Here is a 22,526-nt window from a genome sequence, read left to right as displayed (position 1 = left end):
CGGGCGACACCACGGTGGAAGAAGGAGAACGATGAGCCAGTACACACCCGGTCAGCGCCCCCCGGTGGGCCCGCCGGAAGACCCCGACAAGACCCTCGGCTTCGTGGGCCTCGGCCTCTCCTTCGTCGTGAACATCGCCGGGCTCATCGTCTCCGCGGTGGCCCTGCAGAACTCGCGCAAGGCGGGGTACCGCAACTCCCCCGCCCTCGCGGGGCTGATCGTGAGCGCGTCGACCCTCGTGCTGGGCTTCGTGATGGCGATCGTGATCACCGTGCTCACCTTCACCATCACCTTCGGGGTGCTCGCCATGGCCGCAGCCTCGGCGGTCGCCTCCGACGGCCTGCCGGGTGAGACGTCAGAACCGTACGACCCCGCCGTCCCCCCGAGCCCGCTGGGCGAGGGGCCTGGCGACCCGGCCGGCGGCCCGTTCGCCTACGACATCGGCGACTGCTTCCTCGAGCCCGAGCCCGGCTCGAACGACGTCGACGTGGTGGACTGCGACGAGCCCCACGACTACGAGGTCTACGACGAGTTCGAGGTGCCCGACACCTCCGACGGGGCCTACCCGGGCGACGACCGCATGGACTACGCCGCCGACGAGGGCTGTCTCGAGCGCTACGAGGACTTCACCGGTATCGCCTGGGAGGACTCGATCTACGACTTCACCTACGCCGCGCCGACCGAGACCACCTGGACCGAAGACGACGACCGGCTCGTGCTGTGCGCCGCGTTCGACCCCGAGGGCCCCCTCCGCGGCAGTCTGGAAGGCGTCGAGGAGTAGAGGGGCCGCCAGGGTCAGGAGGCTTTGGTCGTCTTCTTCGCCGGGGCCTTCCTGGCGGCCGTCTTCTTCGCCGGCGGCTTCTTCTCCTCGGCGGAGGCCTTCGAACCCGACCCCGACGACTTCGACCCCGACCCGCCCGAGCGGCTCTTGTCGACCGAGCGCCGCAGCGCCTCCATGAGGTCGAGCACCTCTCCCCCGCCGTCCTCGTCGCCGGGCTTGCGGCCGAAGGTCTCGTCGGTGTCGACGGCGTCGCCGGCCTCGAGCTTCGCCTCGATGAGGGTGCGCAGCTGCTCCTGGTAGTCGTCGGTGAACTTCTCCGGCGCGAAGTCGCTCGAGAACTGGTCGACCAGCGACATTGCCATCTCGAGCTCCTGCGACGACACGCGCGTGGGCTCGTCGAGCGACGGGAACGCGGCCTCGCGCACCTCGTCGTCCCAGAGCAGCGACTGCAGCACGAGCACGTCGCCGCGCACGCGCAGCGCACCCAGCCTCGTCTTCTGCCGCAGCGCGAAGTGCACGATCGCCGTGCGGTCGGTGGTCTCGAGCGTCTTGCGCAGCAGCGCGTAGGCCTTCGGCGACTTCGAGTCGGGCTCGAGGTAGTAGCTCTTGTCGAGCATGATGGGGTCGATCTGCTCGCTCGGCACGAACTCGACGACTTCGATCTCGCGGCTGCGCTCCTCGGGCAGCGACGCGAGATCGTCCTTGGTGAGGATGACCGTGCGCTCACCGTCGTCGTAGGCCCGCGCGATGTCGGCGTAGTCGATGATCTTGCCGTCGATCTCGCACCGGCGTTGATATCGGATGCGCCCCCCATCCGCTTCGTGCACCTGGTGCAGCGAGATGTCGTGGTCTTCCGTCGCACCGTAGACCTTCACCGGCACGTTGACCAGGCCGAAGGTTATCGCGCCCTTCCAGATCGATCGCATATGCCATTCAACCCCGATCCCGGGCCAGGATGAAAGCATGGCCCCGAAAGGCACAGGCTCGAACGGATCGGCGCAGACGGTCACCGTCGGCGGCCACCGCCTGCGCATCACGAACCTCGACAAGGTGCTCTACCCCGAGACCGGCACCACCAAGGCCGACGTGCTGCGGTACTACGCCGAGATCGCCACCACCCTCATCCCGCACTCCCGCAATCGCCCGGCCACCCGCAAGCGGTGGGTGCACGGTGTGGGCACCGCCGACGAGCCCGGCGAGGTGTTCTTCCAGAAGAACCTCGGCGAGGGCACGCCCGACTGGGTGCGCCGGGCGAGCATCCAGCACTCCGACCACGTCAACGTCTACCCGCTCGTGAACAACCAGGCCACCCTGGCGTGGCTCGCCCAGATCGCGGCGCTCGAGATCCACGTGCCGCAGTGGCGGGTGGATGCTCACGGCCGACCCAAGAACCCCGACCGTCTGGTGATCGACCTCGACCCGGGTGACGGGGCCGGCCTCCCCGAGTGCGTCGAGGTGGCGAAGCTCGCCCGTGGCATCCTCACCGACATGGGTCTCGACCCGGTGCCGGTGACGAGCGGGTCGAAGGGCATTCACCTGTATGCGGCGCTCGACGGCCGGCAGAGCTCCGACGAGGTCTCCGCCGTCGCGCACGAGCTGGCCAGAGTTCTCGAGGCCGACCATCCCGAGCTCGTCGTCTCCGACATGAAGAAGGCGCTGCGCACCGGCAAGGTGCTCGTCGACTGGAGCCAGAACAACGCGAACAAGACGACGATCTGCCCCTACTCGCTGCGCGGCCGTGCGCGGCCGACCGTCGCCGTGCCGCGCACCTGGCGGGAGCTCTCGTCGGCGTCGTTAAGGCAGCTCGAGCTGGACGAGGTGCTCGATCGCATGAAGCGGCGGGCCGATCCCCTTGGCGCGGCGTCGGATGCGCCCGGCTCGGTCGAGGCTCCTGGCGGCGAATGGCACTCGAACAGAGGGGGGACCGAACCGAGCCGCTCTCGCTCGAGCTCAGACACCTCCCCCCGCGACCGTCTCACCCTCTACCGCTCCAAGCGGGACGGTTCGAAGACCCCTGAACCCGTGCCCGACGTCACCCCCGCCGCGACCGACGGCCGCTCCTTCGTCATCCAGGAGCACCACGCGTCCCGGCTGCACTGGGACTTCCGCCTCGAACACGACGGCGTGCTCGTCTCCTGGGCTCTCCCGAAGGGCGTACCCACCGACACCGGCCAGAACCACCTCGCGGTGCAGACCGAAGACCACCCGATGGAGTACGGCAGCTTCGAGGGGTCCATTCCGAAAGGGGAATACGGCGCGGGAACGGTTTCCATCTGGGACTTCGGCAGCTACGACCTCGAGAAGTGGCGCGACGGCGAGGAGATCATCGCCACCCTGCACGGCCAGCCCACGGGGGGCCTCGGAGACCCGAAGCGCCTCGCCCTCATCCACACCGGTGGCAGTGGAGGCCGTTCGAACGACCAGTGGCTCATTCACCTGATGAAGGATCAGACGCCCGTCGACTGGGATGCAGAACCCGGTTCCCCGGGCGGCCCACCGGCGAAGAACGGGCGGGCGCAGAAGCCGACGAAGAGCATCCGCGCGTCGATGGCTTCCGCCGACGCCTCCCGTCCCCCCAAAGCCATGCTCGCCACCCTCGCCGAGCAGACCCCGTCGGGCTACCTCGGAATCGACGACGAGAGCGACTGGGCGTTCGAGATGAAGTGGGACGGCATCCGTGCCCTGGTGCAGAGCCACGACGGCGCCGTCACCCTCACCACCCGCAACGGCAACGACGTCACGGCCGCCTACCCCGAGCTGGTCTCGGCGGTCGCGCACCAGCTCGACGGCCGCGACGCCGTGCTCGACGCCGAAGTGGTCGCCCTCGACCGCAGCGGCCGCCCGAGCTTCGGCCGGCTGCAGCAGCGCATGGGGCTGTCGAAGCCGCGCGACGTGGAACGGGCGCAGAAGGAGGTACGGGTCGACCTCATGGTGTTCGACCTGCTGCGCCTCGACGGCGAGTCGCTCGAACGTCTCGGCTACGACGCACGGCGCGAGGCGTTGCTCGAGCTGCTGCCCGAGTCGGCGGGTGCTCTGCATGTGCCGCCCGCCTTCGACGGAGGCCTCGCCCACGCGCTCGCCTCGAGCCGGGAGCTCGGTCTCGAGGGGGTTCTGGCGAAGCGGCGCGACAGTTCCTACGCGGCAGGGCGGCGCTCGTCGCTCTGGCTGAAGATCAAGCACCACCTGGCGCAGGAGGTGGTGATCGTGGGCTGGCGGCCGGGCAAGGGTCGCCGCGCGGCCCAGGTGGGCTCGCTGCTCACGGCGGTTCCGGATGCGCGGGGGGAGCTCCGCTACGCCGGTCGCGTCGGCACGGGGTTCAGCGATCGCGAGCTCGACGACGTCGCCGCGAAGCTCGCGCGGCTGGAACGCGCGACCGCGCCGCTCGACGACGTGCCCGGGGTGGATGCGCGCGACGCGCACTGGGTGACGCCGAAACTCGTCGGCGAGGTCGAGTTCGCTGAGTGGACAGGCACCGGACGGCTCCGCCAGCCCTCTTGGCGCGGTTGGCGCACCGACAAGGCGCCCGGCGACGTCGTGCGCGAGGGGTGAGCCTGGGGAGAACGGGTGCGTTCTGCACATCCGTGCGCAGCTCTGGTCCGTCGTTCGCGCGAGTGGTAGCTTCGCGACGAGACCGCAGTAGAGCCACGACATCGAGGAGGATCTCATGACCGAACGACGCGGAGAACGCGACGGCGAGTACACCGACACCGAGGCCGACGACGTCGACGTCCCCGAGCCCGAGGAGGGCGAGTACACCGACAGCGACATCCCCGGGGAGAACTGACCCCGGAGACCGGGAATAACGCCGCTCCCTGCCGACTTGACTCTGGGTTGGCAGGGAGTAGTGTTCTCGCTCGTGGTCAACGAAACCCGCTCGCCGAAGCGCTGGCTCATCGGCGAACCGCTCCCGAGCGACAAGCTCGAGGGGCAGCTCCTCCCGAAGCGCCTCGCCCTCCCGATCTTCGCGAGCGATCCCCTCTCCTCGGTCGCCTACGCCCCGCAAGAGCTGCTGATGATCCTGCTCATCGGCGGGCTCTCTTTCCTCACCTTCGCGCCCTGGGTCGCTGCGGCCGTGGTGCTGCTCCTCATCGTGGTGGTGGCCTCCTACCGCCAGCTCGTGAAGGCCTATCCGAGCGGCGGCGGCGACTACGAGGTGGCGCACAAGAACCTCGGTGAGAAGGCGGGCCTGGTCGTCGCCTCCGCCCTGCTTGTCGACTACGTGCTCACCGTCGCCGTGTCGGTGGCCTCCGGCGTCGACAACATCATCTCCGCCCTACCCGAGCTCAACCCGTTCCGCGTCGAGATCGCCATCGGCTTCGTCGTCCTTCTCATGGCGGTGAACCTGCGCGGTGTGCGCGAATCGAGCAAGGCGTTCGCCATCCCCACCTACCTCTTCGTCGCGAGCGTCGCGGCGATGATCGTGATCGGCCTCGCCCGCACGGCCCTCGGCGACGCCCCGGTAGCCGAGTCGGCGGCCTTCGAGGTGCGGGCAGACGAGCTCACCCAGGCGGCGATGGTGCTGCTTCTGCTGCGGGCCTTCTCGAGCGGATGCTCCGCGCTCACCGGCGTCGAAGCCATCTCGAACGGTGTGCCGGCGTTCCGCACCCCGAAGATCAAGAACGCCCAGCGCACCCTCGTGCTCATGGGCTCGATCGCGATCTGCCTGTTCGCCGGGCTCACCGCCGTTGCCCTCATCTCGAACGTGCACTACGCCGAGAACGCCTGCCACCTCATCGGCTTCGCGAACTGCGAGACCACGCCGCAACGCAGTCTCATGGCACAGGTCGCGGCGGCGACCTTCGGCAACAACTCCATCATGTTCTTCGTCATCCAGGCCGCCACCGCCGCGGTGCTGCTGCTGGCGGCCAACACGGCGTTCAACGGCTTCCCCCTGCTCGGCTCGGTGCTCGCCAAAGACTCCTACGCCCCGAAGGCGATGCTCACCCGCGGCGACCGCCTCGTGTTCTCGAACGGCATGATCGTGCTGGCGCTCGCCGCCACCGCCATCCTGCTGGTGTACCAGGCGAACCTGACCCAGCTCATCCAGCTCTACATCATCGGCGTCTTCGTCTCCTTCACGCTCGGTCAGACCGGCATGGTGAAGCACTGGCTCACGATGCTGAAGAACGGATGCGCCGACCGCGGCGCCGTCTACCGCTCGCTGGCCATCAACGCGGTGGGCGCGGTGTTCACCGCCGTGGTGCTCATCGTCGTCACCATCACGAAGTTCACCCACGGCGCGTGGCTGGTGTTCGCGATCATGCCCGTGCTGTTCATCCTCATGATGGGGGTGAACCGCTACTACCGCGACGTGAACAAAGAGGTCGAGGTCGACCCGCACACCACCTTCGGCTCCACCGGCGACCACGCGATCGTGCTCGTCGGCCGCATGCAGAAGCCGGTGCTCAAGGCCCTCGACTACGCCATCGCCGCCCGGCACGACTCCATCGAGGCGGTGCACCTGTCGATCGACGAGGAGCAGACCCAGAAGCTCGAGGCCGACTGGCAGGCCATGAACATCGAGGTGCCGCTCAACATCATCGAGTCGCCCTACCGCGACGTGGCCGTGCCCCTCGCGAAGTACATCATGAAGCACCAGGCCGAGCACGGCTCAGAAGTCGTGACCGTGTACACGCCGATCTACATCGTGGGTCACTGGTGGGAGACCATCCTGCACAACCACAAAGCCAGGCGCATCCGCAAGAAGCTCATGCTGGTGCACGGTGTGACCATCGCACTCGTGCCGTGGCTGCTCGATTCCTCGGAGCTGCTGTACGGCAGACGCTCGCGGCCGCTGCCCGGCCAGGAGCGCCGCGGCGAACCCGTGCGACCGGTGCCGCGGCGCCCGCACCAGAGCCCGGCGGCCGGCCACCGGAGGCACCGGGGCTGAGAGTCGTCGGCGCACTTCGCTCCCCGGCCGAAGCCACGGGCGACTCGCAGGGGGGCGTCGACCCCTGCGTGCTAAACTGACCCAAGTTTTCGTAGTTGTTCGTCTCATCCGGGTGGCGTGGCCCCCGGCCCGAATCGTGAGGGGGTCTGGCATGGGGCGTGGCCGTCAGAAAGCCAAGCACACGAAGGTCGCACGCGAGCTGAAGTACTTCAGCCCCGACACGAACTATTCGGCACTCGAGCGCGAGCTCACGGGCAGCCAGTCGAGCGAGCCCGACTACTCGAAGTGGATCGACGACGACGACGAGAACGACGACGTCTACGAGCCGAGCGACGAGCAGAAGCGCGCCTGATCGTTCCGGTGGCGCGCCGATGCCGCGCGCCGCGACGAGGTGGAGGGTCTGACCGAGGTCAGGCCCTTTCCTCTTTCGCGGGGTCAACCGCGGGGGCGTCGAGCGTGGGATTCGTGGCGGGGGCGGGCGCGTCGCGCTCGACCACATGTTCCATGGCGACAGTGCGGGCTCGCCGACGGCTCACCCGGTCGAGCACAATGGCCACCAGGGCCCCGAGCGCCACGCAGATGGCGACCACGAAGATGCCGGTGAAGCCGAGCACCTGCAGCTGGCTGAACTCCTCGTCCTCCTGCTGGGGGAACGAGTAGGTCGCGACGACCGTGATGATCACACCGACGATGAGTCCGACGGCCATGAATCGGTAGTACCGCGGGGCCCGCCGCACCGTCACCGAGTCGACCGACTCCCTGACCACCCGCTCGGCGGGCAGGGCAGCGCTGTGGTCTCGGGCGGGGTCGTGCTGATCGCTCACCCCTCCATTGTCGCGCACCCGGCTGGGGGATGGATGCGCGTTCGGCGCTCGCCAGATCGACCCGTCGTGGAGGTGGCGGGCGTACACTGTCGTCCGTGCATCCGTCAGCTGTGCCCTCGGGGCGTCTGGAGGTCGTCGGCGGTTCCCACGCCGACGGCAGAGAGTAGCGCGCGCTCGCGCACCTCTCCATTCCTCCATTTCCCGACCGCGCTCTGCGGTCGGTCCAGACCGACAGATTCGGATTCACCATGCTCCCCTTCAGCGATGCCGCCATTCGCGCATCCTTCATCAACGCCTCGCAGCGCGAGCGCCGCGACCTCTCCCTCCCCGCCGGCTTCGACGAGCTCGACTGGGAGTCACTCGACTACCTCGGCTGGCGCGATCGCAAGTTCCCGCAGCTCGGCTACGTCGTCGCCGCGATCGACGGCGAGCCGGTCTCGGTGCTGCTGAGGCAGGCCGAGGGCCGCATCCGTTCGCGCCCCCAGTGCGCCTGGTGCGAAGACGTGCACCTGCCCAACGACGTCGTGCTGTTCAGCGCGAAGCGCGCCGGCAAGGCCGGGCGCAACGGCGACACGGTGGCGGCACTCGTCTGCGCCGAGTTCCAGTGCTCGGCGAATGTGCGCAAGCGCCCGGCCGTGGCCTACGCGGGCTTCGACGTGGAGGCCGCACGCCGGCAGCGCATCGATGCCCTGCGCGCGAACGTCGACGCGTTCGTGCGACGCCTCGCCGTCGGCGGCGACGGGGCCTGACGCGAGCTGCGGGTGCCCGACAGGTGCCGGGGCCGCCGCGCGCACTAGCGCGTCGTGCGGCGGCTCTGGCACCCTGACATCCATGACGAACGACACCACCTCGCGCCACGTGCGCTCGCTCTGGGGCGCCCCCGCCCAGCACCGCAGCGAGCTGGGCAGCATCACGCGTCTCACCGCCGACGAGTTCCCCTTGCTGCGGGGCCTGTCGATCAAACGGCTGGTGCTCGCGCCGGGCAGCATCCGCGAACCGCACTGGCACGCGAACGCCGATGAGATCGGCTACTGCATCGCGGGCGACGTGCTCGTCTCCATCCTCGACAACGCCGACGTATTCTCCTCGTTCACCATCTCGGCGGGGCAGATGTTCACCATCGGCTCGGGCTCGTTGCACTACATCGAGAACCTCGGCGACACCGAGGCCGAGATCATCGTGGCGTTCTCGCACGAGCGACCCGAAGACTTCTCGCTGCACGCCGCCTTCGGCACGATGACGGATGCGGTGCTCGGCAACACCTACGACCTCGCCTCAGCAGCCTTCGCCCCGCTGGCCCGCGACACCGGGTCGGCCGACATCGTGGCGCGCACGGGGCCTGCTGTGGTTCCCGACACCGCGGGGTTCGGCAACCCCCACAAGTTCGACGTGGAGGGCCAGAACCCACCGCTCAGCTATCCGTTCGCGCACGTGAAGCTCGCTCGCAGCCAGTTCTGGCCGGCGCTCGAGAACCTCTCGATGTACTCCCTCACCATCGAGGAGGAGGGGATGCGCGAGCCCCACTGGCACCCGCGCACGGCCGAGATGGGGTACGTGCACAAGGGGCGGGCGCGCATGTCGGTGCTCGACCCCGACGGCAGCGTCGACACCTACCTGCTCGAGCCGGGAGACGTGTACTTCATCCCCAAGGCCTACCCCCACCAGATCGAGGTGGTGGGCGACGACGAGATCCACTTCCTCATCTTCTTCGACCAGCCCACGCCCGGCGACATCGGCTACCGCGCCTCGGTGTCGGCGTTCTCCCGCCCCGTTCTCGCGGCCACCTTCGGCGTCGGCGTCGACGAGCTGCCCGAGTTCCCGTTCACCCCGATCGACCCGCTGCTCGTCGCCCGCCGCAACCCGGTCGACCCGGTGGCGTGAGGGCTGGGGCGGGCCGCCGCGCCCGCCGCTGCACGTTCTTCCGGACAAAGTCCGTTCAGAACGCCGTGATGACGGACTTTGTCCGCACGAAACGAGTCTCAGGGGCGAGGGAGGCGGAGGATCGGGAGGTGGGCCGAGAGGTCGGCGCGCTGACCGGAGGCGTGCACCCGAGCGGATGCGCGGGCCTCGTCCCACGAGAGGGTGCCGGTGGCGAGGGCGAGCCAGGTCTGCGCATCCGTCTCCACCACGTTGGGCGGGGTGCCGCGGGTGTGGCCCGGACCCTCGATGCACTGAACGGCGCCGAAGGGCGGCACGCGCACCTCGACCGAGTTGCCGGGAGCGGCGTCGCTGAGGCACTGCAGGAGGAAGCGCACGGCGGTGGCGCGGAGTTCGCGGCTCGCGCCGTCGAAGTCGTTCGCCACGGTGGTGACGGCGGAGGTGCCGGCCGCCGCGTCGATTCTCGCCTTGCCCATGACTCCACGGTACCCGTCACTTCTCCACAACGCTCCCGGCCGCTGAGTCCTTCACAGATCCGTTCCGTTCGGGGGTGCCCTGCCGCCGCTCGGTAGGCTGGGCAGCGTGAAAATCCTGGTTCTCGGTTCCGGCGCTCGTGAGCACGCCATCATCACCGCTCTACTCAGGGAGGGCGACGTGCACGAGATCGTCGCCGCGCCCGGCAACGCCGGCATCGCCGCCGACGTGCCCGTCGTGGCTCTCGATGCGAACGACCCGCAGGCGGTCACGAACTACGCGCTCGCCGAAGACGTGCAGTTCGTGGTGATCGGCCCCGAGGCTCCCCTCGTCGCCGGAGTCGCCGACGCCCTGCGCACTCGGGGCATCCCGGTGTTCGGGCCCGGCAGGGAGGCCGCCGCACTCGAGGGCAGCAAGGCCTTCGCGAAGCGCATCATGGATGCGGCGGGGGTTCCCACCGGCCGCGCCACGAATGCCGGCACTCTCGCCGAGGCCGAAGCGGCGCTCGCCGAGTTCGGCGCGCCCTACGTCGTGAAGGCCGACGGTCTCGCTGCGGGCAAGGGCGTGCTGGTGACAGCCGACCTCGCCGAGGCCACCGAGCACGCGCGCCAGTGGCTGCAGCACGGCGACGTGCTCGTCGAGGAGTTCCTCGACGGCGAGGAGGTCTCGCTCTTCCTGCTCTCCGACGGCCACTCCGTGGCGCCGCTGTCGCCGGCGCAAGACTACAAGCGCCTGCTCGACGGCGACGCCGGGCCGAACACCGGGGGCATGGGCGCCTACTCCCCGCTGCCCTGGCTCGACGAGGGCTTCGGCAGCGAGAAGGCATTCGTCGACGAGGTCATCGAAACCATCGCGCTGCCCACGGTGCGTCAGCTCGCAGCCGAGAGCACGCCGTTCATCGGGCTGCTGTACTGCGGCCTCATTCTCACGCCGAAGGGCATCCGGGTCATCGAGTTCAACGCCCGGTTCGGCGACCCCGAGACCCAGGTGGTGCTGCCGCGCCTCGAGACCCCGCTCAGCGGACTCCTGTTCGCCGCGGCCACGGGAACTCTGGGCGAGGTGGCCCGGCCGGAGTTCTCGAACGACGCTGCGGTCACCGTGGTGCTCGCGAGCGAGAACTATCCGGGGTCGCCGGTGACGGGGAGGGTGGTGTCGGGCCTCGAGTCGACGGTGGGTATCGAGGGTGTCAGCGTCATGCACGCGGCCACCGATCGCGACGGCGACGTCATCAGGGCGACGGGCGGGCGCGTGCTGAACGTGGTGGCGACCGCCCCCACCTTCGAGCTCGCGCGCGACCGCGTGTACGGCGCGCTGGCCGGCATCAGGCTCGAGGGCTCGCAGCACCGCACCGACATCGCGGCCAAGGTCGTCGGAGAAGCGTGGTGAGCGGCGCCGACTCCGGCCTCCCCGGCGGCGGGGTGCAGCTCGAGGGCTGGCGACACGTCTACAGCGGCAAGGTGCGCGACCTCTACGAGCCCGCCGCTGCGCCCGGAGACGACCTCACGTCGAAGGGGCTGCTCGTCGTCGCCAGCGATCGGGTGAGCGCGTTCGATCACGTGCTCGAGCCGGGCATCCCGGGCAAGGGCGAGCTGCTCACAAGGCTGTCGCGCTGGTGGTTCGACCGGCTCGGGGTGGCGAACCATCTCGTGGCCGACGCCTCGGCCTATCCGCCGGCGCCCGAGGAGGTCGCCGGCCGGGCGATGCTCGTGAGGTCGCTCGAGATGTTCCCCATCGAGTGCGTGGTGCGCGGCTACCTCTCCGGCAGCGGCTGGAAGGAGTACCAGGAGACGCAGAGCGTGTGCGGGGTCGCTCTGCCCGCGGGGCTCCGCGACGGCGACAGGCTGCCGGAGCCGATCTACACCCCGGCTCACAAGGCGCCGTACGGCGAGCACGACGAGAACATCAGCTTCGAGAAGACCGTCGAGCTCGTGGGTGCCGACGACGCCGAGGCGCTGCGCTCGCTCTCGCTCGAGATCTACCGCACGGCGGCGCAGATCGCCGAGGCCCGCGGCGTCATCCTCGCCGACACCAAGTTCGAGTTCGGGCGCGAGCCCGAGACCGGTGAGATCACCCTCGCCGACGAGGTGCTCACGAGCGACTCCAGCCGCTACTGGGATGCAGCGGCCTACGACTCCGGCGAGCGCACGGCGAGCTTCGACAAGCAGATCGTGCGCAACTGGCTCTCCGCGAACTGGAACCAGCAGGGCACCCCGCCAGAACTCCCCCCGGCCATCGTCGAGCAGACCGTGGCCCGCTACCGCGAGCTCCTGGAGCGCCTCACCGGCGAGTGACCGGTGGTGTCGGTGGTGCGGCGTAGGGTCGGGGCATGAACGTCACCGTGGTCTTCGTCGCAGGGTTCTGGTTGCCCGGTTCGTCGTGGGAGGAGGCGGTCGCACCGGTGCGGGATGCCGGGTACACCGTCCTCACGCCCACGCTGTCGGGGCTGAACTCGGTCGACGACGATCGGAGCGGGATCACCCTCGCGACGCACGTCGCCGAGGTGCGCGAGCTGGTCGAGGCGATCGACCCGGCCGAGCAGGTCGTGCTCGTCGGCCATTCCGGCGGTGGGGCGATCATCCACGCCGTCGTCGACGCCCTGCCGGGTCGCATCGCCAGGGCGATCTACGTCGACAGCTGGCCCACCGCCGACGGTGTCGCCATCAACGCCGAGCTGCCCGCCGAGGGCGACGGGGTTCCGCTGCCCGACTGGGATGCGTTCGGCGAGGTCGACCTGCGCGACCTCGACGACGAACTGCGCGAGCACTTCCGGCAGATCGCCGTCCCTCAGCCGGTGCGCGTCGCGCGCGACGAGCAGCAGCTCAGCGACACTGCCCGCTACGAGGTGCCCATCACCCTCATCGCCACCACGTTCACCGGGGAAGAGCTCGACGGTTATATCGAGTCGGGCCACCCGATGTTCGCCGAGTTCCCGCCGATGAGGTCGGTGACCGTGATCGAACTCCCCACCGGCCACTGGCCCCAGCTGACGAGACCACGAGCGCTCGCCGACGCTCTCCTCACTGCTCTCCCGGGCTGAGTGTCCCACCCGCCGCACGTGCCGGCGACACGCGCCAACGGTAGGAGAATCGCACCACCGAGCGCAGAGGAGCTCGAGTGCGCGATTCCCATACCCGACGACCCCGCACCGAGCGCGGCGAGAAGCGGTCAGCTCGCGCTGCCCTCGCCGCCGCTCGGGGAGTACAGCTGGCCGATGCGGATGGCGTTGCCGAACGGGTCGCGGATGCCGAAGTCGATCCCGTAGGGCCGCTCGGTGGGCTCGTCGGTGATGTCGACGCCCTTCGCCTTGAGGTCGGCGAACGCGGCGTGGGCGTCGTCGGTGGAGATGCACAACCAGCCGCCCATCGCCCCCTTCGAGACGAGTTCGCGCACCTGCTCGGCGGTCGCCGGGTCCATGGCGGGAGGGCCGGGCTTCTCCAGCAGGATCTGCGGATGCGGATGCCCGGGCACGTTCACGGTGAGCCAGCGCATGAAGCCGAGGTCTTGGTCGACGCTCACTTCGAGGCCGAGCGTGCCGACGTAGAAGTCGAGCGCCTCATCCTGGTCGAACACGAAAATCTGGGACTGGGTGATCTTGTCGAGGTTCATGGTGCTCATGCTAGAAGCGCCGCTCAGCGCTGCGCTTCTCCGAAACTGCTCGCCTGGGCGGGATGGCCGAGACTGTCGATGGCGACCGACGAAGCGAGGCTGCTCGGGCGTGCCCAGGTCTTCACGAAGCATGTCGGCACGTATCCGACCGGCCCGCGGCGTCGGCACTCCGTCGCGTCTCGCCCGCGATGTCGCGGAAGGTGCGGCCGAACGTGCCGAGGCTGGCGAAGCCGACCTCGAGGCAGATGTCGAGGATGGGCCGGTCGGTCTCGCGCAGCAGGAACATCGCCCGTTCGACCCGCCGGCGCTGCAGGTACCGGTGCGGGCTCTCACCGAACGCCGTCTTGAAGGTGCGGATGAAGTGCGCCTCGGAGACCAGCGCGATACGCGCGAGCGTCGCGATGTCGAGGGGCTCGGCGTAGGAGCGGTCGATCGCGTCGCGGGCACGCAGCAGCCGCCGGTTGCTCTCCTCGCGCTCCTTCGTCATGCGTCCATGCTGCCACGCGCATCCGTCACCGTCGGGCCCGCGTCACCACGCGCATCCGCGCCGCCCCTACCGCGCGATCTCCGGCGGGAAGTTCTCGTACCAGTGCCGCGCGATGTCGGAGCGCCGCGCCCACCACACGGCCTCGTGCCCGCGGGCGTAATCGAGAAAGCGAGCGACCCCGGCCGAACGCCCTGCGTGGCCGCTCACCCGCGGGTGCAGCGTGACGGTCATCATGCCCGGCGAGCGCTCGCCCTCGGCGTAGAGCACGTCGAAGGTGTCTTTCAGGGTGGTGAACAGGTCGTCGCCTGTCGCCCACCACCCCTTAGAGAACTTGTCGTCGTTGGCGGCGTCGGTGTTCGGAATGACCAGGTGCTTGCGGCCGCCCACCGCCGACCAGTAGGGCAGCTCGTCGTCGTAGGCGTCGGAGTCGTAGAGGAAGCCGTGCTCGACGAGCAGTTCGCGCGTGACCTCGCTCGGCCCGTAGCGGCAGTACCAGCCGTCGGGCTCGGCCCCCCAGATGCTCTTGAAGCTGGCCAGGGCCATCTTGAGGTGCGCACGCTCCTCCTCTTCGTCGAGCAGGTAGTGCTTCGTGTAGCGGTAGCCGTGCCCGAGCAGGTCGTAGCCCGCGAAGCGCGCGTGCACGGCGATCTGCGGGTTGTACTCCAACGCCACCGCGCACGCCGCGATGGTGGCGGGCAGCCCCCTCTCCTCGAGCAGCCGCTGCAACCGCCAGAAGCCGACGCGGCTGCCGTAGGCCATCATCGACTCGGCCGTGAGGTCGCGGCCGGGAACGTCGGCGCCCGCACCCTCGGCATCGGTGAGCGGCGCCTCGCTGTGCTCGAAGCCGTCTTCGACGGAGTCTTCCGCCCCTTCCTCCACGGCGAGGGTGATGTTCACGGCGAGGCGCGCACCGCCCGGCCATTGCGGGTCGGGTCGGTTGCGGCCGTAGCCCACGAGGTCGCGCACGGAGTCCTCCGTCGGGTTCGGATGAGAGCGGATGCCGGGGGCCGGGTGAGCCTCCAAGCTTCCTGACCATACCGTCTCCAGGCCGCATCGCGGGTGAGGCTGGAAGTCACGATCGACTCCGGAGGAGGCAGTCATGCAGCAGCTGACCGAGCTGTTCCCGATCCTGTTCGTCGTCGCCGCGGCGATCATCGCGGTGGTCATCGCCGTCATCGTGGTGCAGGCGGTGGCCAACGCCCGCGCCGTGCGGCGGGCCGGCCACAACCCGCTCACGCTGCAGGCCGACCTCGCCACCCGGCTGCTCGACAGTCAGGCGCTGAGCGCTGCGCGCAGCACCGAGGAGCGCCTGGACGCCCTCGACCGGATGCGCGACGAGCGCTCCATCAGCGACGACGAGTACCGCGAGGCGCGCGCCCGCGTGTTGAGCGACCATTGAGCGGACCGGGGAAGGCCGGGCCTGGTGAGGACCGGCCGGGTGCGCCCGGGCCGGGCGAGGCCAGGCCGGGTGCGACCGTGCCGGGCGAGGCCAGGCCGGGCGACGCCAGGCCCGGCGAGGTCAGTGCCGGCCGCTCCCGTCTCTCCGACTGGACGGAGGCGCTGGCCGAAGCGCACGGCGACCCCGGAGGCGGCGCGGCATCGGCGGTGATGCTGTCGATGGCCGCGGCGCTGACGGCGATGACCGCCGGGTACTCCGCCGCCGGCCGGTTCGGCGACGCCCCAGACGACCCCGAGTGGGAGCGCCGCCGGGCGGCGATCGAGCACGACGCGCGGCGACTCCGCGCCACCGCCCTCGAGCTGGCCGACACCGACGCGGCCGTGTCCGGAGCGTTCGCACCGGCCTACGCCCTCGACGACCGGCAGGAGCGGCGAGAAGCCGTGGCCGAGGTGAGCGCCGCCGCGACCCGCACCTCGCAGCTCATTGGCGAGGCGGCACTCACCCTTCCCGACCACCTCGACTGGCTCGCCCGCCACGGCAACCCGGCGCTCCACGCCGACGTCGCCGTGGCCCGCGCCGCCCTGCGAGGCGCCTTGAGCGGGGCATGCACCAACCTCACCGCCGACGGCGGTGACGAGCTCACCGGTGACGAACGCGCATCCCTCGCCCGTTTCGAGGAGGCGATCGCCCGGCTCGACGCCTCCGCCGGCTGAGCAGGAGACGCCGAGCCACGACGAGCCCAGCGCGAGCGCGAGCGCCTACCGCGCCCCGAGCAGGTGCTCGAGCGCCAGCTGCTGCAGGCGCACGAAGCCGAAGCCCTTGCCGTCGAAGTAGGCGTTCGCGTCGAAGTCCTCATAGGAGGCGGTGTCGGCGAGCAGCTGGTCGTACGACTCCCCCTCGCCGAGCGTCGGCTCCGACAGCTCGGGCACGCGGGCGGCGGCGAGCGCCTCCTGCACCTCGGGGTCGGCGCGGAACGCCGCGGCGCGCTCCTTCAGCAGCAGGTAGGTGCGCATGTTCGCTGCGGCAGACTCCCACACGCCCTTCTCGTCTTCGGTGCGCGAGGGCTTGTAGTCGAAGTGGCGGGGGCCGTCGTACGAGGGGCCGCCGTTGGGTCCGCCGTTCTCGAGCAGGTCGACGAGCGCGAACGCGTTCTGCAGGTCGCCGTGGCCGAAGACGAGGTCTTGGTCGTACTTGATGCCGCGCTGGCCGTTGAGGTCGATGTGGAAGAGCTTGCCCTGGTAGAGCGCCTGGGCGATGCCGGCGGCGAAGTTGAGCCCGGCCATCTGCTCGTGGCCGACCTCGGGGTTCACCCCCACCAATTCGGGGCGCTCCAGGCTCTCGATGAAGGCGAGGGCGTGGCCGACGGTGGGGAGCAGGATGTCGCCGCGCGGCTCGTTCGGCTTCGGTTCGATGGCGAAGCGGATGTCGTAGCCCTTGTCGGCGACGTAGTCGCCGAGCATGTTCACGGCCTCGCGGTAGCGCTCGAGGGCGGCGCGGATGTCTTTGGCCGAGTCGTACTCGGCGCCCTCGCGGCCGCCCCACATGACGAAGGTCTTCGCGCCGAGCTCGGCCGCCAGGTCGAGGTTGCGCAGCACCTTGCGGAGCGCGAAGCGGCGCACGGCGCGGTCGTTCGAGGTGAAGCCGCCGTCTTTGAAGACGGGGGCCGAGAACAGGTTCGTGGTGACCATCGGCACGATGACGCCGGTGTCGGCGAGCGCGCCCTTCAGGCGGTCGATCTGGGTCTGGCGCTCCGCATCCGTCGAACCGAAGGCGAACAGGTCGTCGTCGTGGAAGGTGAGGCCGTAGGCGCCGAGCTCGGCCAGCTTCTCGACGGCGTGCACCACGTCGAGCGGGGCGCGGGTGGGGCCGCCGAAGGGGTCGGCGCCGTTGTAGCCGATGGTCCAGAGACCGAAGGAGAACTTGTCGGCGGGGGTGGGCGCGTCGGCCATGATGACTCTCGTTTCAACGTCGTCGGTGATATGTTCTGGCTCACAACATATTCGAGGCACCGCCCGGTGTCAACGGGCTCGCCCGCTGCGTATAGGTTCGTCGTGGCGGTGATGGGCGACGGAGGGAGCGTGATGGCGGGCAACGAAGACACCCGACGGCAGAACCTCTCTGCGCTCCTGACGAACCTGCACCGCGACGGCCCGCGCTCTCGCGCCGAGCTGACCCGGTTGCTCGGCCTCAACCGCTCGACGGTCTCAGCCCTGGTGGGCGAGCTGACCGCTCTCGGCCTCGCCTATGAGACCGCCCCCGCCGAGAGCGGCGGAGTGGGCAGGCCCAGCCCGATCGTGCACGCCGACGACACCGTGTCGATCATCGCGGTCAACCCCGACCTCGACGCCGTGACCGTTGCGCTCGTCGGGCTCGGCGGGATCGTGCACGACCGTGAGCGCGTGGCGACCCAGGGCGTCCCCACGGCCCGCGAGGCGGTTGAGCTCGCCCGGGTCGCAGCCGAGCGGATGCGCGCCAGAGCCGCCACCACGTACCGCGTCGTCGCGGTGGGCGCGGCGGTTCCGGGGCTCGTGCGCGTCGACGACGGCACCGTCGTGCTGGCCCCGCACCTCGGCTGGCGCGACGAGCCGTTCGCCGCGATGCTGGCCGAGGCGACGGGCCTCCCCGCGGTCGCCGCGAACGACGCCAACCTGGCCCTCCTCGCCGAGTGCAGCCGTGGCGCCGGCCGCGGCCTCCGCGACGTCGTCTACCTCAACGGCAGCCCCTCGGGCATCGGCGGAGGGGTGCTGGTGGGCGGAGCGCCGCTCGTCGGCACGCAGGGCTTCGGCGCGGAGCTCGGGCACACGCTCGTCGAGCGCGGCGGTCTCGCCTGCGACTGCGGACGGATGGGGTGCCTCGAGACCGAGGTGCACCTGTCACGGCTGCTCGCGGTGCTGGGGCGCGACGCCATCGACTCCGACGAGCTCGACCGCCTGCTCACCGGCCCGCGGGAGCCCGCGGTGGAGGCCGAGGTCGACCGCCAGATCGGGGTGCTCGTCACGGCCCTCGCCGGGCTCGTGAGCGTGTTCAACCCCGAGCGCATCGTGCTCGGCGGGTTTCTGGGGTCGCTGTTCGACGCGCATCCGGAGCGGTTCCTGCAGGGTGTTCCCGCGGCGTCGTTCGCTCCGCTGGCCGCGAGGCTCACCATCGAGCGGGCGCGCCTGCGCTCGCGGGTGCTGCTCGTGGGCGCGGCGGAGGCCGCCTTCCGGCGCCTCCTCGACGACCCCGCCGGCGCGAGCGCTCTGGCCGGCGCGAGCACGCCGCCAGCCGCGACCACCCCCGCCGCCGCGAGCATCCCGGCCGCCGCGCCCGCCGCGAGCACCTGAGCAGCCCGCCCCGCCCCTCCCGGCCGGCCTCAGCCCGCCAGATCGTCGGGCGCCGGGATGGCGCGGGTCTCGATGAGCCGCTTCAGCCACAGCGCGCTGTCTTTCGGCGTGCGCTCCTGCGTGTCGTAGTCGACGCGCACGATGCCGAACCGCTTGGAGTAGCCGTAGCCCCACTCGAAGTTGTCGAGCAGGCTCCACACCTGATAGCCGCGCAGGTCGACACCGGCCTCCCGCGCCCGATGGGCCGCGGTGAAGTGGCGCTGCAGGTAGTCGACCCGCAGCGGGTCGTGAACGCGCGGGGTGCCGTCCGCATCCGTCGTCACGACGTCGTCGAACGCTGCGCCGTTCTCGGTGATCATGAGCGGCTGCTCGGGGAACTCGTCGCGGAGCGCCAGCAGCAGCTCGTACAGCCCCGACGGGTCGATGTTCCAGCCCATCGCCGTGTACGGCCCCTCCTGCGGCAGGAACTCGACGTCGTCGGCTCCCGGCCAGGGCGAACCGCCCATGTCTTTGTGCCCGTCGGCCATGAGGCGAGGAGAGCTGCCGTCCCACCGGCGCACCAGCGTGGTGGCGTAGTAGTTCACCCCGAGCACGTCGAGCGGCTGCCGGATGCGCTCCAGGTCGCCGTCGAGCACGAACGACCAGTCGGTGATGCCCGCCGTGTCGGCGAGCAGATCGACCGGGTAGGCACCGTGCAGCAGCGGGCCGGTGAAGGCCCGGTTGGCGAGCGCATCGATCTGGCGCAGCGCATCCGCCCCCGACTCCCCCGAGCCGGCCTCGGCCCGCAGCACGTGGAGGTTGAGGGTGATCGAGTACTGCGGGTCGTTCGTCACCACCTCGCGGAGCGCCTCGATGGCGAGCCCGTGGGCGAGGTTCAGGTGATGCACCGCCTGCAGGGCTCCGAGCGCCGTGGTGCGGCCGGGCGCGTGCGCCCCCGAGCCGTAGCCGAGGTACGCCGAGCACCAGGGCTCGTTGAGCGTCGTCCACACGGCGATGCGGTCGCCGAGCGCCTCACCCATGATGCGGGCGTAGTCGGCGAAGGCTAGCGCTGTCGAGCGCACCGTCCAGCCGCCCTCGTCTTCGAGCGCCTGCGGCAGGTCCCAGTGGTAGAGCGTGGCGATGGGGGTGATGCCGCGCGCGAGCAGCCCGTCGACGAGCCGCGAGTAGAACGCGATGCCCTCGGCGAGCGCCGGCCCCCGGCCGGTGGGCTGGATGCGCGGCCACGCGATCGAGAACCGGTACGACTCCAGCCCCAGCTGCTGCATGAGGTCGAGGTCGGCCTCCCAGCGGTGGTAGTGGTCGTCGGCGACGTCGCCGGTGTCTCCGTTCCAGACCTTGCCCGGGGTGCGGCTGAAGGTGTCCCAGATCGACGGCCCGCGGCCGTCTTCGTCGTGGGCGCCCTCGATCTGGTAAGAGGCGGTGGCCGAGCCGATGACGAAGCCGGGCGGGAATGTCAGGCCGGTCTCGCGGTAGTCGTCGCTCATGCCTGTGCCTCCTGGGCGGTGCGCAGCGTGAACGTCACGTCGGCAGCATCCGTCGTCACCTCGACGGTACCGTCGTCGCCCCGCGTCACGTCGAACGACACCGTGCGCCCCTCGGGCGAGGTCACCGACACGGTCGACGGCCCGCCCTCGCCCGGGTAGGTGGTGAAGGTCAGCGACTCGAAGTAGTCGTGGTCGGGCCGGTCGACGCGCGAGGTGGTCGGCAGCACGGAGCCGCCCCGCACCCACACCGGCAGGCTGAACACGTCGTGGGTCTCGCGGCGCCAGGTGCCGACCGGCTGGGTGACGGTCTCGCCGGTGAGCAGCTGGGTCCAGGTGCCCGCGGGGAGGTAGTACTCGACAGCGCCGGAGGCCGAGAACACCGGGGCCACGAGCAGCGACGAGCCGAGCATGTACTGCCGGTCGAGGTAGCGCACGGCGGGGTCGTCGGGGAACTCGAGCAGCATCGGCCGCATGAACGAGACGCCCGTCTCGGCGGTCTCGAGACCGAGCGAGTAGAGGTACGGCATGAGGGAGAGCTTCAGGGTCGCGAAGCGCCGGGTGACCTCGACTGCCTCCTCGTCGAAGGCCCACGGCACGCGGTAGCTGGTGGAGCCGTGCAGCCGCGAGTGCGACGACAGCAGGCCGAACGCCACCCAGCGCTTGAACACCGCGGGGTCGGGTGTGCCCTCGAAGCCGCCGATGTCGTGGCTCCAGAAGCCGAAGCCGCTGAGCGCGAGGGAGAGCCCGCCGCGGAGGGTCTCGGCCATCGACACGAAGGAGGAGGAGTTGTCGCCGCCCCAGTGGATGGGCATGCGCTGCCCGCCCGTGGTCGCCGAGCGGGCGAACAGCACGGCCTCGCCCTCGCCCCGCTCCTCCGACAGCACCTCGAACACCGCCTCGTTGTAGAGCTGCGTGTAGAGGTTGTGCATGGTCTCGGGAGACGAGCCGTCGTGCCACACCACGTCGAGCGGCACGCGCTCGCCGAAGTCGGTCTTCAGCGCGTCGACGCCCTGGCGGGCGAGAGTGCGCACCTTCTCCTGGAACCAGGCCCGGGCATCCGGGTTCGTGAAATCGACGAGGCCCATGCCGGCCTGCCACATGTCCCACTGCCAGACGGTGCCGTCGGGCCGCTTCACGAGGTAGCCGGCCTCGGCGCCCTCGGCGAACAGCGCCGAGCGCTGCGCGATGTAGGGGTTGAGCCACGCCGAGACGCGCAGCTCGCGCTCGTGCAGGCGCGCGAGCATGCCCTCGGGGTCGGGGAAGGTGCGGGCGTCCCAGTCGAAGTCGGTCCAGTTGAACTCGCGCATCCAGAAGCAGTCGAAGTGGAACACCGACAGCGGCAGCTCGCGCTCGGCCATGCCCTCGATGAAGCTCGTGACCGTCGCCTCGTCGTAGTCGGTGGTGAAGGAGGTCGACAGCCACAGCCCGTACGACCAGGCCGGCACCCGCGCCGGGCGGCCGGTGAGCTCGGTGTAGCGCGCGAGCACGTCTTTCGGCGTCGGCCCGTCGATGACGAAGTACTCCAGCGCCTCGCCCGCTGTCGAGAACTGCACGCGCTCGACGGCCTCGGAGCCCACCTCGAACGAGACGTGCTCGGGGTGGTTGACGAGCACGCCGTAGCCGTTCGACGAGAGGTAGAACGGGATGCTCTTGTACGACTGCTCGCTCGAGGTTCCGCCGTCGGCGTTCCAGGAGTCGACGGTCTGACCGTTCTTCACGAACGGGCCGAAGCGCTCGCCGAGACCGTAGATGGTCTCGCCCACGCCGAGTTCGAGCTGCTCGTGCACGTAGTGGGTGGCGGGGGCGAGGCCCGTGGAGGTGACCCCCGCGATGCCGGTGGGTTCTGCGGCGACGGGGGCATCCGGGGCCAAGGTGATGTAGCCGACGGACTTGTGGCCGCTGGCGGTGAGGGGGCGGGTGCCGCCCTCTGCGGCGCCCGCGGTGCCCGCGGTGCCCGCCGCGCCCGCCGCGCCCGCGGTGCCCGCCGTCGACTCGAAGCTCAGCGACCACGGTGCACCCTCCGCGACCGTCGCAATCAGCGACCCGGTGGTGAGCGCCACCCCACCGTCGACGGATGCGGTGCTGCCGATCCCGGTACCACCCTCCACCGCGCCGACGAGCTCGAAGCCCGGCGAGCGGCGCGCGCCCTGGAAGTGCTCGATGCGCACCCGCACCACACCCTCGAGGGGCGAGGAGAGGGTGACGGTGAGCAGGGGTCGGTTGAGCACGTCGCCACGCTTCTCGATCACCTTGGTGGGCGCCGACACGACGAGGCTGTCGCCCCGGTCGTCGATGTCGTAGGCCTCCTGGGCGTAGAGGGCGGTGACTCCTGGGCGCACGTGCCAGAAACCGTCGGTGAACTTCATGGATGTCCTTCGTG

General features: G+C 70.3%; 21 protein-coding genes. 12 read left to right on the top strand and 9 right to left on the bottom strand.

All coding sequences use genetic code 11. The features are described from left to right. The first annotated feature begins 31 nt into the window (after positions 1-31). Positions 32-781 (top strand): septum formation family protein, encoded by a 750-nt coding sequence (locus tag ABFY20_RS02900; RefSeq protein WP_368498454.1) that lies wholly within the window; start codon positions 32-34, stop codon positions 779-781. A gap of 14 nt (positions 782-795) precedes the next feature. Here the strand turns inward: ABFY20_RS02900 and ABFY20_RS02895 are convergent, their stop codons facing one another. Next, positions 796-1,707 carry a Ku protein gene (locus ABFY20_RS02895; protein ID WP_368498453.1) on the bottom strand — a complete coding sequence of 304 codons (912 nt, stop codon included), beginning with the start codon at positions 1,705-1,707 and terminating at the stop codon, positions 796-798. A 37-nt stretch (positions 1,708-1,744) separates the two neighbouring features. Between ABFY20_RS02895 and ABFY20_RS02890 the strand changes: the two genes are divergently transcribed. The 3 genes from ABFY20_RS02890 (at position 1,745) to ABFY20_RS02880 (ending at position 7,023) form a co-directional block, all read left to right on the top strand. Next, positions 1,745-4,330, top strand: a complete 2,586-nt coding sequence (locus tag ABFY20_RS02890; protein ID WP_368498452.1) for an ATP-dependent DNA ligase — start codon at positions 1,745-1,747, stop codon at positions 4,328-4,330. A gap of 307 nt (positions 4,331-4,637) precedes the next feature. Then, a complete protein-coding gene (locus ABFY20_RS02885; protein WP_368498451.1) occupies positions 4,638-6,671 on the top strand; it encodes an APC family permease in 2,034 nt (677 codons plus the stop codon). 151 nt (positions 6,672-6,822) lie between these two features. Further along, entirely contained in the window at positions 6,823-7,023 is a 201-nt protein-coding gene (locus ABFY20_RS02880) for a DUF3073 domain-containing protein (RefSeq protein ID WP_368498450.1), read from the top strand. A gap of 58 nt (positions 7,024-7,081) precedes the next feature. On the opposite strand, the gene ABFY20_RS02875 is transcribed toward ABFY20_RS02880, so the two are convergent. Beyond that, complete coding sequence (locus ABFY20_RS02875) at positions 7,082-7,495, bottom strand: hypothetical protein (protein ID WP_368498449.1); 414 nt, start codon at positions 7,493-7,495, stop codon at positions 7,082-7,084. A 248-nt stretch (positions 7,496-7,743) separates the two neighbouring features. Between ABFY20_RS02875 and ABFY20_RS02870 the strand changes: the two genes are divergently transcribed. Beyond that, positions 7,744-8,244 carry an FBP domain-containing protein gene (locus ABFY20_RS02870; protein WP_368498448.1) on the top strand — a complete coding sequence of 167 codons (501 nt, stop codon included), beginning with the start codon at positions 7,744-7,746 and terminating at the stop codon, positions 8,242-8,244. 82 nt (positions 8,245-8,326) lie between these two features. Next, positions 8,327-9,376, top strand: a complete 1,050-nt coding sequence (locus ABFY20_RS02865; RefSeq protein WP_368498447.1) for a cupin domain-containing protein — start codon at positions 8,327-8,329, stop codon at positions 9,374-9,376. Between the two features lie 98 nt (positions 9,377-9,474). Here the strand turns inward: ABFY20_RS02865 and ABFY20_RS02860 are convergent, their stop codons facing one another. After that, positions 9,475-9,849, bottom strand: coding sequence for a sterol carrier family protein (locus ABFY20_RS02860; RefSeq protein ID WP_368498446.1), 375 nt, complete (start codon positions 9,847-9,849; stop codon positions 9,475-9,477). Between the two features lie 106 nt (positions 9,850-9,955). On the opposite strand from ABFY20_RS02860, the gene purD reads away from it, so the two are divergent. Genes purD through ABFY20_RS02845 form a run of 3 tightly spaced genes read left to right on the top strand, consistent with a single transcriptional unit; the run spans position 9,956 to position 12,884 of the window. Beyond that, entirely contained in the window at positions 9,956-11,233 is a 1,278-nt protein-coding gene (gene purD, locus ABFY20_RS02855) for a phosphoribosylamine--glycine ligase (protein WP_368498445.1), read from the top strand. After that, a complete protein-coding gene (locus tag ABFY20_RS02850; protein ID WP_368498444.1) occupies positions 11,230-12,138 on the top strand; it encodes a phosphoribosylaminoimidazolesuccinocarboxamide synthase in 909 nt (302 codons plus the stop codon). The genes purD and ABFY20_RS02850 overlap by 4 nt, the downstream gene beginning before the upstream one ends. A gap of 35 nt (positions 12,139-12,173) precedes the next feature. Continuing rightward, positions 12,174-12,884 carry an alpha/beta fold hydrolase gene (locus ABFY20_RS02845; protein WP_368498443.1) on the top strand — a complete coding sequence of 237 codons (711 nt, stop codon included), beginning with the start codon at positions 12,174-12,176 and terminating at the stop codon, positions 12,882-12,884. Between the two features lie 128 nt (positions 12,885-13,012). Here the strand turns inward: ABFY20_RS02845 and ABFY20_RS02840 are convergent, their stop codons facing one another. The 3 genes from ABFY20_RS02840 to ABFY20_RS02830 form a co-directional block, all read right to left on the bottom strand. Further along, complete coding sequence (locus ABFY20_RS02840; protein WP_368498442.1) at positions 13,013-13,453, bottom strand: VOC family protein; 441 nt, start codon at positions 13,451-13,453, stop codon at positions 13,013-13,015. 121 nt (positions 13,454-13,574) lie between these two features. Beyond that, entirely contained in the window at positions 13,575-13,940 is a 366-nt protein-coding gene (locus tag ABFY20_RS02835; RefSeq protein WP_368498441.1) for a helix-turn-helix domain-containing protein, read from the bottom strand. Positions 13,941-14,006: 66 nt separating this feature from the next. After that, a complete protein-coding gene (locus ABFY20_RS02830) occupies positions 14,007-14,906 on the bottom strand; it encodes a polysaccharide deacetylase family protein (protein ID WP_368498440.1) in 900 nt (299 codons plus the stop codon). A 133-nt stretch (positions 14,907-15,039) separates the two neighbouring features. Between ABFY20_RS02830 and ABFY20_RS02825 the strand changes: the two genes are divergently transcribed. Next, positions 15,040-15,339 carry a hypothetical protein gene (locus tag ABFY20_RS02825; protein ID WP_368498439.1) on the top strand — a complete coding sequence of 100 codons (300 nt, stop codon included), beginning with the start codon at positions 15,040-15,042 and terminating at the stop codon, positions 15,337-15,339. After that, a complete protein-coding gene (locus ABFY20_RS02820) occupies positions 15,336-16,052 on the top strand; it encodes a cyclodeaminase/cyclohydrolase family protein (RefSeq protein ID WP_368498438.1) in 717 nt (238 codons plus the stop codon). The genes ABFY20_RS02825 and ABFY20_RS02820 overlap by 4 nt, the downstream gene beginning before the upstream one ends. Positions 16,053-16,097: 45 nt before the next feature. On the opposite strand, the gene xylA is transcribed toward ABFY20_RS02820, so the two are convergent. Continuing rightward, a complete protein-coding gene (gene xylA, locus ABFY20_RS02815) occupies positions 16,098-17,288 on the bottom strand; it encodes a xylose isomerase (protein ID WP_368498437.1) in 1,191 nt (396 codons plus the stop codon). Between the two features lie 111 nt (positions 17,289-17,399). Between xylA and ABFY20_RS02810 the strand changes: the two genes are divergently transcribed. Further along, the gene (locus ABFY20_RS02810) at positions 17,400-18,662 is read left to right on the top strand and encodes an ROK family protein (RefSeq protein ID WP_368499852.1); all 1,263 of its coding nucleotides are present in this window, start codon (positions 17,400-17,402) and stop codon (positions 18,660-18,662) included. A gap of 29 nt (positions 18,663-18,691) precedes the next feature. On the opposite strand, the gene ABFY20_RS02805 is transcribed toward ABFY20_RS02810, so the two are convergent. Together ABFY20_RS02805 and yicI are read right to left on the bottom strand one after the other, a co-directional pair. Further along, positions 18,692-20,146, bottom strand: a complete 1,455-nt coding sequence (locus ABFY20_RS02805) for a GH1 family beta-glucosidase (protein WP_368498436.1) — start codon at positions 20,144-20,146, stop codon at positions 18,692-18,694. Next, positions 20,143-22,512, bottom strand: a complete 2,370-nt coding sequence (gene yicI / locus ABFY20_RS02800; RefSeq protein ID WP_368498434.1) for an alpha-xylosidase — start codon at positions 22,510-22,512, stop codon at positions 20,143-20,145. The genes ABFY20_RS02805 and yicI overlap by 4 nt, the downstream gene beginning before the upstream one ends. Positions 22,513-22,526: the final 14 nt, after the last annotated feature.

The organism is Herbiconiux sp. A18JL235 (assembly GCF_040939305.1).
Taxonomy (GTDB): domain Bacteria; phylum Actinomycetota; class Actinomycetes; order Actinomycetales; family Microbacteriaceae; genus Herbiconiux.
This window is presented reverse-complemented; position numbering and strand designations above follow the sequence as displayed.

Bases quoted from the DNA above. Each gene is read 5' to 3' on its own strand.
- ABFY20_RS02835 (WP_368498441.1), bottom strand. From the start codon at position 13,940: ATGACGAAGGAGCGCGAGGAGAGCAACCGGCGGCTGCTGCGTGCCCGC.
- yicI (WP_368498434.1), bottom strand. From the start codon at position 22,512: ATGAAGTTCACCGACGGTTTCTGGCACGTGCGCCCAGGAGTCACCGCC.
- ABFY20_RS02890 (WP_368498452.1), top strand. From the start codon at position 1,745: ATGGCCCCGAAAGGCACAGGCTCGAACGGATCGGCGCAGACGGTCACC.
- xylA (WP_368498437.1), bottom strand. From the start codon at position 17,288: ATGGCCGACGCGCCCACCCCCGCCGACAAGTTCTCCTTCGGTCTCTGG.
- ABFY20_RS02840 (WP_368498442.1), bottom strand. From the start codon at position 13,453: ATGAACCTCGACAAGATCACCCAGTCCCAGATTTTCGTGTTCGACCAG.
- ABFY20_RS02880 (WP_368498450.1), top strand. From the start codon at position 6,823: ATGGGGCGTGGCCGTCAGAAAGCCAAGCACACGAAGGTCGCACGCGAG.
- ABFY20_RS02825 (WP_368498439.1), top strand. From the start codon at position 15,040: ATGCAGCAGCTGACCGAGCTGTTCCCGATCCTGTTCGTCGTCGCCGCG.
- ABFY20_RS02810 (WP_368499852.1), top strand. From the start codon at position 17,400: ATGGGCGACGGAGGGAGCGTGATGGCGGGCAACGAAGACACCCGACGG.
- ABFY20_RS02870 (WP_368498448.1), top strand. From the start codon at position 7,744: ATGCTCCCCTTCAGCGATGCCGCCATTCGCGCATCCTTCATCAACGCC.
- ABFY20_RS02860 (WP_368498446.1), bottom strand. From the start codon at position 9,849: ATGGGCAAGGCGAGAATCGACGCGGCGGCCGGCACCTCCGCCGTCACC.
- ABFY20_RS02805 (WP_368498436.1), bottom strand. From the start codon at position 20,146: ATGAGCGACGACTACCGCGAGACCGGCCTGACATTCCCGCCCGGCTTC.
- ABFY20_RS02900 (WP_368498454.1), top strand. From the start codon at position 32: ATGAGCCAGTACACACCCGGTCAGCGCCCCCCGGTGGGCCCGCCGGAA.
- ABFY20_RS02895 (WP_368498453.1), bottom strand. From the start codon at position 1,707: ATGCGATCGATCTGGAAGGGCGCGATAACCTTCGGCCTGGTCAACGTG.
- ABFY20_RS02865 (WP_368498447.1), top strand. From the start codon at position 8,327: ATGACGAACGACACCACCTCGCGCCACGTGCGCTCGCTCTGGGGCGCC.
- ABFY20_RS02845 (WP_368498443.1), top strand. From the start codon at position 12,174: ATGAACGTCACCGTGGTCTTCGTCGCAGGGTTCTGGTTGCCCGGTTCG.